Origin of the sequence: Streptomyces sp. CB02959 (genome assembly GCF_002803155.1) — a bacterium.
Classification (GTDB): Bacteria; Actinomycetota; Actinomycetes; order Streptomycetales; family Streptomycetaceae; genus Streptomyces.
Genome location: NZ_NNBP01000034.1, coordinates 89,009 through 100,340, shown reverse-complemented (window position 1 = coordinate 100,340; position 11,332 = coordinate 89,009). Strand labels below are relative to the sequence as shown.

At 70.1% G+C, this 11,332-nt stretch carries 10 protein-coding genes and 2 pseudogenes; 5 read left to right on the top strand and 7 right to left on the bottom strand.

What is annotated here, in order from left to right; translation table 11 throughout:
* Nucleotides 1-113: 113 nt before the first annotated feature.
* Nucleotides 114-1,598 (bottom strand): aminotransferase class I/II-fold pyridoxal phosphate-dependent enzyme, encoded by a 1,485-nt coding sequence (locus CG747_RS39145; RefSeq protein WP_257981022.1) that lies wholly within the window; start codon nucleotides 1,596-1,598, stop codon nucleotides 114-116.
* Between the two features lie 126 nt (nucleotides 1,599-1,724).
* Here CG747_RS39145 and CG747_RS39140 point away from each other — a divergent pair, with 126 nt between their 5' ends.
* Nucleotides 1,725-2,672, top strand: coding sequence for a LysR family transcriptional regulator (locus CG747_RS39140; protein WP_100606639.1), 948 nt, complete (start codon nucleotides 1,725-1,727; stop codon nucleotides 2,670-2,672).
* 40 nt (nucleotides 2,673-2,712) lie between these two features.
* Here CG747_RS39140 and CG747_RS39135 read toward each other — a convergent pair whose 3' ends face one another.
* Entirely contained in the window at nucleotides 2,713-3,150 is a 438-nt protein-coding gene (locus tag CG747_RS39135; RefSeq protein ID WP_083102753.1) for an Lrp/AsnC family transcriptional regulator, read from the bottom strand.
* A 242-nt stretch (nucleotides 3,151-3,392) separates the two neighbouring features.
* Between CG747_RS39135 and CG747_RS39130 the strand changes: the two genes are divergently transcribed.
* From CG747_RS39130 to CG747_RS39115, 4 genes are all read left to right on the top strand, one after another.
* On the top strand, nucleotides 3,393-4,598 hold the full coding sequence (locus tag CG747_RS39130; protein WP_100606647.1) for an ArgE/DapE family deacylase: 1,206 nt from the start codon (nucleotides 3,393-3,395) through the stop codon (nucleotides 4,596-4,598).
* 143 nt (nucleotides 4,599-4,741) lie between these two features.
* Nucleotides 4,742-6,169 carry an amino acid permease gene (locus CG747_RS39125; RefSeq protein WP_100606646.1) on the top strand — a complete coding sequence of 476 codons (1,428 nt, stop codon included), beginning with the start codon at nucleotides 4,742-4,744 and terminating at the stop codon, nucleotides 6,167-6,169.
* A 274-nt stretch (nucleotides 6,170-6,443) separates the two neighbouring features.
* Entirely contained in the window at nucleotides 6,444-6,791 is a 348-nt protein-coding gene (locus CG747_RS39120) for a PadR family transcriptional regulator (protein ID WP_100602626.1), read from the top strand.
* Complete coding sequence (locus CG747_RS39115; RefSeq protein WP_100606638.1) at nucleotides 6,788-7,504, top strand: hypothetical protein; 717 nt, start codon at nucleotides 6,788-6,790, stop codon at nucleotides 7,502-7,504. The genes CG747_RS39120 and CG747_RS39115 overlap by 4 nt, the downstream gene beginning before the upstream one ends.
* A gap of 549 nt (nucleotides 7,505-8,053) precedes the next feature.
* Here CG747_RS39115 and CG747_RS39110 read toward each other — a convergent pair.
* From CG747_RS39110 to CG747_RS39090, 5 genes and pseudogenes are all read right to left on the bottom strand, one after another.
* Nucleotides 8,054-8,809 (bottom strand): annotated as a pseudogene (locus CG747_RS39110) (transposase family protein).
* Between the two features lie 318 nt (nucleotides 8,810-9,127).
* On the bottom strand, nucleotides 9,128-9,442 hold the full coding sequence (locus CG747_RS39105) for a hypothetical protein (protein WP_100606637.1): 315 nt from the start codon (nucleotides 9,440-9,442) through the stop codon (nucleotides 9,128-9,130).
* Nucleotides 9,439-9,858, bottom strand: coding sequence for a 3'-5' exonuclease (locus tag CG747_RS39100; protein ID WP_107490339.1), 420 nt, complete (start codon nucleotides 9,856-9,858; stop codon nucleotides 9,439-9,441). Before CG747_RS39100 ends, CG747_RS39105 begins: the two co-directional genes overlap by 4 nt.
* Nucleotides 9,859-10,096: 238 nt before the next feature.
* Nucleotides 10,097-10,234 (bottom strand): annotated as a pseudogene (locus CG747_RS51155) (UvrD-helicase domain-containing protein); the annotation flags it as partial.
* A gap of 74 nt (nucleotides 10,235-10,308) precedes the next feature.
* A complete protein-coding gene (locus tag CG747_RS39090) occupies nucleotides 10,309-10,932 on the bottom strand; it encodes a response regulator (RefSeq protein WP_374701875.1) in 624 nt (207 codons plus the stop codon).
* Nucleotides 10,933-11,332: the final 400 nt, after the last annotated feature.

Genomic DNA, 11,332 nt, shown 5'->3' with positions numbered 1-11,332 from the left:
TCGTCATCACCGTGCCCTGACCGCCGTGGGCCCGGTCGCGCTCGCCGCCCACCGCCTGGCGACCGGTCCGCTCCGCGTCCCGATGCCCGCGTGGCGCAAGGGCGACACCCGCCTCACGCACCGGCAGCGCCGTCCACCACGCGCAGCGTCGTCACGGCCGGGTCGGCGGCGCCCCGCACATGGCCGTTGGGCACGGCCGCGGTGCGGTGGAAGAAGTCGACGAGTTCGGCGGTGACGACCTCGCCCGGCAGGACGTTGGGGATACCGGGTGGGTATGCGGCGAGCGTGTCGGCGGACACCCGCCCGATGGCCTCGTGGGCCGGGACGCTGCGGCTGGGCGTGAGGAATGCCGTGCGGGTGGTCAGCGCGACCGGCCCGGGGGCGGGCAGCCGCAACCGGCTCGCCGGAGCCCGTTCGCCGAGCGGGGCCGGGAGGGCATGCAGGGCGCGGAGGAAGCGCCGGGTGTCCGGCCCCGACCCCGCGCCGACCACGGCGACGATCGCCGAGTCGGTGGCGACCTCCACCATGATGCGGTGGTCGTGCATCAGACGGCGCCGGGCCTCGTGGCCGGAGATCCCGCCGGCCCGGGTGTCGACCGTGACCCGCAGCGGATCGGCGTCCACGATGTCGGGGAAGCGCCCGAACCCGTCGCTGACCACGCGGAACCGGCCGGCGGAGCGGATCTGGGAGCGTATCTCGGCCGCCGCGTCCAGCGAGGCACTGATCCGGTCCTTGCCGGTCACCAGGGCCTGGCGGGCCATGTCGAGGGAGGTCAGCAGCAGGGCGCTGGCGCTGGTGGACTGGGTCAGGTTGAAGACCCGCTGGACCAGTGGCTCCAGAGTGTCGGCGAACGGCCCCTCGCCGAGGTGCAGCATCGCGGACTGGGTGAGGCTGCCGGCCAGTTTGTGCGTGCTGGAGATGACGATGTCGGCTCCCTGCGCGAGGGCGTTCGCGGGCAGGCCGGGGTGGAAGCCGAAGTGCGATCCCCATGCCTCGTCGACGATGAGCGGAATGCCGGCGGCGTGGGCCACGTCGGCCAGGGCGCGTACGTCGGCGACCGCGCCGAAGTAGCTCGGCGTCACCACATAGGCGGCCGCCGCCGTCGGGTTCGCGGCGAGGGTCCGGGTGAGGTCGGCCGGGGCCACCCCGTGCGCGATGCCCAGGTCGGCGTCGACCGACGGGTGCACGAAGGCGGCCTTCTGGCCGGAGAGCACCAGGCCGTCGATGACGCTGGAGTGGACGCTGCGCTGCACGATCAGCGTTTCGCCGAACGACCTGCTGACCAGGGTCGCCATCCGGTTGCCCTGGGAGGCGCCGTTGGTGAGGAACCACGTCCGGCGTGCGCCCCACGCCTGCGCGGCGAGATCGAGTGCCTGGGTCATCGGGCTGCCGGTGCCGAGGTCGATGCCCTCCAGGAGCGGCGGTACGTCCATACGCAGCGGTGCGGCCCCGACCAGCTGCGCGAGCGGGCCGAAGCGGCTGAGGTCGGCGGAGTGGCCGGGGACGTTCAGCCGCAGCCAGTCCTGTGCGGCGTAGGTGCGGACGGCCTCCGCGTAGGGGGCGGTGTGCTGGGCGGCGAGCGTGGTTCGGTGAGTCACGCCGAGCAGCTTCACAAGAGCCGGCCATGAGAGGAACACTCTGTTTCTATGGATGGCACAAGAGTTCTTCTATAGCTCTCTCCTGCCTCTGTAGCCACAGAGTCCTTCTACCGCCACGGAATACCCATGCTGGAGCTACGCCATTTCCAGGTCCTGCGCGCCATCGCCCGCGAAGGTTCCCTCGCCGGCGCCGCACGCGCGCTTCGCCACACCCAGCCGACGGTCACGTACCATCTCGCCACCCTCGAATCCCACTTCGGCGCGCCGCTGTTCCACCGGAGCTCCCGCGGGGCCGCCCTGACCGAGGTCGGGGAGGCGCTGTTGCCGCATGCCGAGGCGGTGCTGGAACGCGTTCGGCTCGCGCAGCAGGAGGTGCGCGGCATGGTTCAGCGTGGCACCGCGACCCTGCGCGTCGGCACCTTCCCCACGGCCGGCGCGCTGCTTCTCCCGCCGGCGGTCCGCAGGCTCCACGGCCACGGAGTCCATGTCACGCTCCGGGAGGGAGAACTCCCCACCCTGCTCGCCGCGCTCCGCTCCCGGGAGCTGCACCTCGCCCTGGTCTTCTCCCAGCCGGGTGACCGCCTCGACCTGGAGGAGGACTTCGTCGTCCACCCCCTGCTCGAGGACCCCCTGCTTCTCGTGCTGCCTGCCGACCACCCGCAGGCCCAACGGGAACACGTCCCGCTGACCGCGCTGCGCGAGGACGGCTGGATCATGGGCGCCACCGACTGGGACCCCTGCGACCGCCTGCTCACCTGGGCCTGCGCCCAGGAGGGCTTCGAGCCCGTGCACGTCATGCGTACCGACGACTACGGGGTGCTTCAGGGATTCGTCGCCGCAGGCATCGGCGTCGCCCTCGTCCCACGTCTGGGGCTGGGCAGCCCCCGGGACGACATTGCTGTCCGCCCGATCGAAGGCCGGGCACTGGCCCGGCAGATCGGTGTCGCCATGCTGCGCACCAGCACGGTCGCCAGCGCCGACCGGCTACTGGCCGAGCTGCGGCAGGAAGCCGAACGGATCCAGGCCGAACACCGTGGGCCGGGACTCGCGCCGACGGTCACCTTCGACCGCTGAGCGCGTCACGAGGCCCCTGGCGGCGGTCCCTCAAGTCCGCTCACAACCGGGGCCTGTTGAGCAGACGGGACAGCACGATCACGCTCTCGGTGCGGTCGATGACGGGGGCCTCACGGACCCGCTGAATGGCCTGCTCCAGGTGCGGGATGTCCCGGGCGAGCATGTGCAGCATCGCATCCGCCGCGCCGGAGACCGTGCATGCCTCGACGACTTCCTGGATCCCCTCCAGGTCCCGTTGCAGTTCGGCGGGCGAGGGGTTGCCCTTGCAGTACACCTCGACGAACGCCTCGGTCCGCCAGCCCAGTGCCTGGGTGTCGATGAGCGCGGTGAACCCGCGGATCGCCCCCGTGGCGACGAGCCGGTCGAGCCGCCGCTTGGCAGCCGGCGCGGAGAGCCCCGCTGCCTCACCGATCTCGGCATAAGTACTTCGGGCATTCCGCAGAACGCAACGGATGATCTCTTCGTCTATGGCGTCCACGCCGTTACCTCCGCGGGAGGGTACGCGCTGCGTGTGCGCAAGAAAACGCCACAGCAGCTCGTACTAAGCCAAAAATCGAGTCCAGTAAGCAAGATATGGCAATTGATTGCGCCAGTGGCCCGAACATAGCATCCGGATCCATCCGCTCAGCCGCGATGTGCCGGGAGTGACCATTGACCGCATTGCTCAAGTCCGAGGAGTCCGCCGCTCTGGCGGCGATCGACGAGGACGCCATCGCCCGGATGCTGCTGGAGCTGCTCGTGATCCCCAGCGTGACCGGGAGCGCCGCCGAGTCCGAAATGCAGCACCGTCTGGCAGGGCATCTGGACCGGCTCGGTCTCGACGTCGACCTGTGGTCCATGGACCTGCCCGCCCTGCGCGCCCATCCCGGATTCCCCGGGACCGAAGCACCGCGCGACGAGGCGTGGGGGCTGGTGGCGACCACGCCGGGCGGCGATGACGGACCGGCCGTGATCCTTCAGGGGCACGTCGACGTCGTACCGCCCGGCGACCCCGGGCAGTGGGACGGCGACCCCTTCGTCCCGCGCGTGACCGGGAACGTCGTCCATGCCCGTGGCGCCTGCGACATGAAAGCCGGGCTGGTCGCCAACCTCGCCGCCTTGGCGGCGATCCGCGCGAGCGGGGCCAGGCTGCGCGGCCGGGTGGCCGCCCACTGCGTGGTCGGTGAGGAGGACGGCGGGCTCGGCGCCTTCGCCACCCTCCAGCGCGGACACACCGGTGACGCCTGCCTCATCACCGAACCGACCGGCGGCACGCTGGTGACCGCGAACGCCGGGGCGCTGACCTTCCGTATCGAGGTCCCGGGCCGGGCCACCCACGCGAGCACCCGCGACGCGGGCGTCAGCGCCATCGACGCATACCTGTCCCTCCATCGGGCGCTCGCCCGGCTGGAAGCCCGGCGCAACGTGGCGGTCGACCCGCTGATGGCGGAGTCACGCATCCCGTACGCGCTCTCCGTCGGCACGCTCCGCGCCGGTGACTGGGCGAGCAGTGTGCCGGACCGCCTCGTCGCCGAGGGCAGGCTGGGCATCCGGCTCGGCGAGGAACCGGCCGCCGCGGTGGCCGACTTCGAGAGCTGCGTGGCCGAGGCGTGCGCGGACGACCCGTGGCTGCGCGCCCACCCGGCGACCGTGAGCTGGCCCGGCGGCTGGTTCGCGAGCGGCCGGTTGCCGAGCGGCCATCCGCTCGGGGCTCTGGTCCGGGACGCGCACGCCGACGCGGTCGGCGGGCCCCGGCTGCGCGAGCGCGGCGCGCCCTACGGAAGCGACCTGCGCCTGTACGCCGCCGCGGACATTCCCACCCTCCAGTTCGGCCCCGGCGACGTCCGCCTGGCGCACAGCCCCCGGGAGCAGGTCTCCCTCCCCGAGATCGTCGCGGTGACCCGCACCCTCGTCCTCGCGGTACTGCGCACCGTCGGCACCGCATAGGACACACAAGCCGCCCGCCCCGAGCGGGGGTTGGGCCACCTCCCTCGGGCGGGACGGTGGCCACGAGAGGGGCCGACGGAGTCGGCCCCACCCGGCAGGACCGGCTCGTGGAGCATCGAGCCGTGGAGCGAAAGGGCACCACCATGACCTCAGCGAAGACTGCGCAACCCCGTGCCGACGAGGACGCCGGCACGGTAACGCCCGATGAGGGCTACCGGCGTGGACTCAGCGCCCGCCAGATCCAGATGATGGCCATCGGAGGCGCCATCGGCACCGGGCTCTTCTACGGTTCCAGCACCGGCATCGCCAAGGTCGGGCCGAGCCTGCTGGCGTGCTACGCCGCTGCCGGCATCGTCATCTTCTTCGTCATGCGCGCGCTGGGGGAACTCCTCACCTACCGTCCCACGTCCGGCAGTTTCGCCGACTACGCACGCGAGTTCTGCGGCCCGTTCGCGGGCTTCGTCACCGGCTGGTCGTACTGGGCCGCATGGGTCGCCGCGTGCATGGCCGAGGTGACCGCGGCCGGCCACTACATCGCCTACTGGTGGCCCGCCGTCCCGGTCTGGGCCACCGCCGCAGGAGCCCTGATCGTGCTCTTCGTCGCGAACCTGGTCTCCGTCGCGCTCTTCGGCGAGCTGGAGTTCTGGTTCGCGACCGTCAAGGTCGTGGCGATCACCGCCCTGATCGTGATCGGCGTCGGCGTACTGACCTTCGGCTTCTCTGCCCTCGGACAGGGCGCCTCGATCCGGCATCTGTGGGCCGACGGCGGCTTCGCGCCACACGGCGCCTGGCAGACGATGGCTGCCATGCAGGGCGTCGTCTTCGCCTACCTGGGCATCGAGCTCATCGGCCTCACCGCAGGCGAGGCGGAGAACCCCAAGCAGACGCTCCGCAAGGCGATCAACACCCTTCCGGTCCGTATCGCCGTCTTCTACATCGGTGCGCTGGTCATCCTGCTCTCCGTCCTCAGCTGGACCAAGTACACCCCCGGAGTCAGCCCCTTCGTCCAGGTCCTGGCCCAGGTCGGCATCCCCGGAGCCGCCGGCATCATGAACTTCGTCGTCCTCACCGCCGCCCTGTCCTCCTGCAACTCCGGCATGTACTCCGCCAGCAGGATGGTCCGCGGACTGGCCGTCAACGGCGAGGCCCCGAAAGTCATGCGGAACCTCAGCAACCGCCACCTCCCGCTGCCCGCACTGGTGCTGTCCACCCTCGTCATGGCCATCGGCGTCGTCGTCAACGTCGTCTCCCCGGACAAGGCGTTCGTCTACGTCACCTCGGTCAGCGCCTGCGCCGGCCTGTGGACCTGGGCCGTGATCCTCGTCGCGCACCTGCGCTACCGGTCCAGGGCGCGCGCCGGGCTCCTGCCCGCCGTCGACTTCCGGATGCCCGGCGCCCCGGTCACCAACTGGATCGCCCTCGCCGCGCTCGCCTTCGTGATCGTGCTGATGGCCGCCTCCAGCGACACCCGCCTCGGACTGTACGTATGGGCCGTGTGGTGCACGATCCTCACGATCGGCTACCAGGCCACCAAGCGGCGCGCGCCGCAGCCGGACCCCGCCCGCCGATAAGGGCCGGGGCGGTCGGCCCTGCCCGGCGTGCCGTGGCCGCCGGCGGGCGGCTTCCGCGGGGCATGGCCGAGCCATGGGCGCCTGACGGGCAAAGGCCCAGGTCAGGTGCCTTGGGGGTAGGGAGGCTCAAGGGAGGAAGCCGTGAGCCGTGAGCCGTGAACCGCGTACTCCGCACTCTCCGCCTCCGGCGCGGAACCGGCCCCGCGGAAGCCTGCACTACCTTGCGCTGCACTAGCTTGTAGTGCATGAGTCTTGCTGTGTAAGGTACTGGCTCATGGAGGAGACATCCACCCCACGTGCCCAGTGGCTGCGAGGGGTCCTGGACATGTGCCTGCTGGCCCTGATGGCGGAATCCCCGGTCTACGGGTACGAGTTGACGGTCCGGCTCGCCGAGGCCGGGCTCGACGTCGCGGACGGATCGATCTACCCGGCGCTGGCGCGCCTGCGCAAGCGCGAGCTGGTCGAGGTCGAACGCCGCAGTGGAGGCGGGGGCCCTGCCCGGACCTACTACAGGCCCAGCGAAGCAGGCATGCGGCTTCTCCGGTCTTGGAGTCGCGACTGGAGTGAATTCGCTACGAGCATCGACTCCATAGTCACCCAGCCTGCACGGGAGGAATCATGACGCCGACGGTCGAGGATGCGATACACCAGGCCATGGAGACATGGCACCGCCTCGGGATCGAACAGGACGAGGCCGATGAGATGGCCGAAGAACTGGCCGCCGACCTGACCGCCGCCGCCCTCGACGGCCGGTCGGCCACCGACTACATCGGCGGCGACATCGAGGCGCTGGCCACCTCCTGGGCATCCGAACGCGGTCTGCTGCCCACCCGCCGACGCCTGAAGGAGACAGCCCTCGCGGCGGCCACGGGCGCCGCGATACCCGCCCTTGCCGCGCTCCTCTTCTGGTGGGTGTCCTGGTCCCACTTCCTCGACCCCAGCAGCGAATCAGCGGTCACCACGCTCGACGGGCATGTGCTGCGGGAGGTGCGCAAGTTCCCCAATGCCGGCGTTCCGTTGATGTGGGTGGGCTGGGTCGCATGCCTGCTCACCGCGTTCTTCTTCATCCGGCGCGCCGTGGACGAGAGCCTGCGGCTTCCCCGCGACCCCGCACGCGAGGCGACCATGCGGGCCCTCACCAAGGCCCTCCCGGTCATCCTCGTGGCGGCGGCCCTGCTGGGCGGCGGGATCGGGATCTTCGGGGCATACGTGGTGGGATACTTCCAGCTCCTCTTCACCATCCCGGTCGCGCTGGTCGGAATGATCGGCGCCGTCGCTGCCGGTGCCGCTTGGGTCCGGCACCGTACCTGCCCGCCCACAACCGCCACCTGCTGAACCGCGGACTGTCGGCTGTCTGCGCTGCGGAAGCATGCGGCCAGGGACTGCTCCAGCACGACCATCGCCCGCCAGGCGGGCCTGTACCTGGGCACTCCAGCGCACCTCCCGGCCCCGCCGGTTGAAAGCCTCCGCCGCGGCCTTCTCGCATCCGCGCCTCCGGTAGTCCGCCTTGGCGGCCCGAGCCGGCTTGGCCGCGGGCAGTCCGTCGGCCAGGCACGGTCCGCAGCATCCGTCAGCTGCCCGGTTCTTGGGCTGAAGTGGTCCTCGGCGTGGCACGGTAGGGCGGAATTCGTCAGTTGCTCACCCATGCTCCTGCCGGTGGCACCAAGGGCTCAGTGCGTTGGCGAGGGCCCCGATGGCGCTGTGTCCCAGGAGCTGGGAGCGTACGTCGGAGAGGCGGATGGAAACGGCCACGGCTGCTCTTCGGGCGACTGTGGGTTCCACGGTGTGGGTTCAGGAGGCGGAGCGAAGGGACCCGCGTGCTTTTCCATCAAGACCATCATGACCACCGCGACGATCAGGCTGATCAGTGAGCGTTTTCCAACCTCAGGCTGATGCGTGGTGAAGGACCAGGACGGCTTTCATGACGTCGGTGATGCGGTTCGTGCTGCAGCGAAGCTTCCGAAGGAGACGTCAGTCCTTGAGGGTGGCCATGGTCTGCTCACCGACGCAGCGGTTCTTGGTGTGGGTGGTGTTGTGGCGGCGCTTCCATCGCTTGAGACGGCGGCCTCGGAACGGAACCCGGACGGGCGCGCCGGCGCCTTGATACGCCTTGTCGGCCCAGCATTTGAGTCCTGCGTCGGCAAGGGCTTCGGTGATCCCGTGCCGCCTGGCGGCGGTGAGGTCGTGGGTCGAGCCGGGCAGTGCGGGCGAGGCCCACAGCGGACGGCCGAACGGATCGGTGAGGACCTGGGCGTTCACTCTGTGGCGTTTGTGTTTTCCCGAGTAGTACGGGGTGTCGGCGGCGATGCGGTCGATCGGCAGCAGGGTGCCGTCGAGGATGACGAACGTCTTCGCCCGGATCGTCCTCATCGCCTCGGCCAGGGACGGGGCGGGGGCGGACAGGACCTCGACGGTTTCCCGTATGTAGCGGAAGACGGTTGCGATTCCGATGCCGAACCCGGCGGCGAGCTGGGCATAGGTGTCACCGCACCGCAGATGAGCCAGGGCGAGCAGGGCCTGGCGTGCAGCGGAGACACGTCGCCACCGCGTCCCGATCTCCTGCCTCCTCACGGCCGGTTGCCCCGTCAGGAACCGCAGAGTGCGGCTGGACAGATCGATCGAGGACGGATAGGCAAGCACACGAAGCTCCTGGCGGACACGGGTGATCTTGGTCGAGAACCCGTCTACCAGGAGCTTCACCCTTGCGCAGGACTGTCCAACTCGCGGTCAGCAACGCCAGCTTGGAAACGGCTCCATGGCTGATGACCATGACTTCAGAAGTGCACGTGGGCGCTGAGGCGCCCACTCTCGTGCGGGGCCGTCTCCGGCTTCGCCGGCCGTTCCACCCGTCAGGGTGCTCTCGGGGAGCGCGTCGCCCCACTTGTCGGCTCGGACATTGCGGGGGTGTTCCGGCGGGTGAAGTCCCGGAGGACCCGGAACGCCGTCAGCCCCTGCTCATTACGCTCTGGTGTTTCCAGGCCCCGGATCGTGATCGATGACCTTGAGGAGCTTCAACAACTGCCGCGTCGCGGCGAGCGAGGTTGCGTCCTCCGCCGGTGCGTCGACAGCCCAATGGGCGAGAGCGTTGCGGTAGTCCGCGACGGTTTTGAGGGGGCCGGGCATGTCCTGCTGCCCATAGGGCCAGTCGAGTTTTGCCCAGCAGTGCGCATCCGCGAGAAGGAACCGGTACTGGCCCAGGGGGAACTGGTGGCCCTTCGTCCGCGTGGACCGGATTTCCTGGGGAAGTTCGTCCGCGGTGAAGGGGTGGGTCATGCGTCGGAGTCGGCGTTCCACTTCTTCCAGCAAGGTGAAGGGTTCGACGCGCTGTCGGAGCTGACCTGCAAGGTCCGCGGCCGTGAGCGCTTCTGCTCCCGCTGGCAACGCGGAGGATCGGTGAGCCGGAAGGTCTCGATACGCTGGTGCGGGACCTGGCCCTCGCCCACGGAGGCCAGGAACACTCGCTGGAACTCCAGCCCCTTGAAGCGGTACATGGTGCCGATCCGTACTCCCTCGCCCTTGCCGGGCCCGTCACGGCCGATCTCCACGGCGGGGATGCCGAACGGTGCTGAACCCAGTACGGCGGCCATCTGGGTCGCGGACGCGCCGTCCGGGACGCACACCGCCATCGCCGCGTACGGCGTGCCGTACCGGTCGTGGAACTCCTGGATCAGGGTGGCGAGCGCCCGCATCTCGGTTTCCCGGTCGGGGGGGCCGCCAGAACTGCGAGGTGAGGCCCGTCAGCACCGATGGGTATCCGTCGAGGGTGTCGGGTTCGTCGTCCAGGTCGTCGAAGGACTCACCGTCCACCAGGCCGTGCGCGCTGCCCAGGATCTGCCGCGTGGTGCGGTAGTTGAGCGTGAGACGCCGGGAGGCGCGGCCCGGGGTGCGGGTTCCGAGGCGTCCCAGGACCACCTGGTGCGAGTAGATCCGCTGGTGGGCGTCGCCGACGAGGGAGATGTCGTCGGGTCCCTCGGGCACCATGGCGCGCAGCATCCGCCAGGGTGAGGCAGACAGATCCTGTGCCTCGTCGACCACGATGTGCTGGAGAAGCGGCTTGAGCCACATACCGCTTCCGGCTTCCCGGTGCAGCAGATCGCGCCTGCCCTGCTCGGCCTTGTAGTGCGGCCGCCGACCCGGTCTCAGCCCACGATCCCGTGTTCCCAGGCCCACGCCGCGATCTCCACGCGATTGCGGGCCTGGAGTTTGTCCTGGATGCGGCTGAGGTGGCTCTTGACGGTGCTGAGGGCGAGCGTCAATTGTTCGGCTATCTCGTTGTTGGTGCGGCCACGGGCGACAAGTGTCACCACCTTCAGCTCCTGGGCGGTCAGCCGCCTCGCGGCCGCGGCCCTGGTGTCGGCGGGGGATGAACTGCCGAGGTGTTCGAGCAACCGCACCGTGACGGAGGGAGAGATGAGGGAGTCGCCGTTGACAGCGGCGTACACGGCCTCGGTCAGCAGCCGGGGGCCGGAGTTCTTGACCACGAAGCCGCTGGCGCCGGCCCGCAGTGCGCCGTAGACGTACTCGTCGAGGTCGAAGGTGGTGACGACGACGATCTTCGTCCCGGATGTCGCGCCTCCGGCGTCCTGGCGCACCAGTTTCGTCGCCTCCAGGCCGTCGAGCTTCGGCATACGTATGTCCATCAGGCACACGTCCGGCCGCAGTCGGCGTACGGCTTCGACGGCCTCCACGCCGTCGGCGGCTTCCCCGACCACTCGGATGTCGGGCTGGCTCTCCAGGATGAGACGGAAGCCCGTCCGCACCATCTCCTGGTCGTCGGCGATCACCACTGAGACACTCACGGCGCTTTCTTCACTCCGTCGCTTCACGGGGCAGGTCTCTGCCGAATTCTGCCTGTTGAGTTGAGATCAGCGCAGGGCGGCCCCGGTCAGTGTCCTCGCGGTCCGCACGGCGCTGGCGACGGCGTCGTCGGGACCGAGCCCGCACAGGTCGGTGAGGGTGAAGAGGGCCTCGGCGCTCACGACCACCGCAAGGTCCCGCTTGAGCTGGGCGAACGCCTCCGGCTCCGTCCCCCCCCAGGCTATCCCGCGGAGGGAGGAGCGTGTGGTCGATCGGCCCCGAACCGGATGCCGGGCCGTGCGGCCACCGCCTCGCCGGCTGTGGGCCGGCGATCCTGGGCCTGACCGCCCTGACCGCCGACCGGGC

What these genes read in the sequence shown, in the direction of transcription:
- CG747_RS39140 (WP_100606639.1), top strand. Translation starts at nt 1,725, where the DNA reads ATGCTGGAGCTACGCCATTTCCAGGTCCTGCGCGCCATCGCCCGCGAA.
- CG747_RS39130 (WP_100606647.1), top strand. Translation starts at nt 3,393, where the DNA reads ATGCTGCTGGAGCTGCTCGTGATCCCCAGCGTGACCGGGAGCGCCGCC.
- CG747_RS39125 (WP_100606646.1), top strand. Translation starts at nt 4,742, where the DNA reads ATGACCTCAGCGAAGACTGCGCAACCCCGTGCCGACGAGGACGCCGGC.
- CG747_RS39120 (WP_100602626.1), top strand. Translation starts at nt 6,444, where the DNA reads ATGGAGGAGACATCCACCCCACGTGCCCAGTGGCTGCGAGGGGTCCTG.
- CG747_RS39115 (WP_100606638.1), top strand. Translation starts at nt 6,788, where the DNA reads ATGACGCCGACGGTCGAGGATGCGATACACCAGGCCATGGAGACATGG.
- CG747_RS39105 (WP_100606637.1), bottom strand. Translation starts at nt 9,442, where the DNA reads ATGACCCACCCCTTCACCGCGGACGAACTTCCCCAGGAAATCCGGTCC.
- CG747_RS39100 (WP_107490339.1), bottom strand. Translation starts at nt 9,858, where the DNA reads ATGCGGGCGCTCGCCACCCTGATCCAGGAGTTCCACGACCGGTACGGC.
- CG747_RS39090 (WP_374701875.1), bottom strand. Translation starts at nt 10,932, where the DNA reads ATGGTGCGGACGGGCTTCCGTCTCATCCTGGAGAGCCAGCCCGACATC.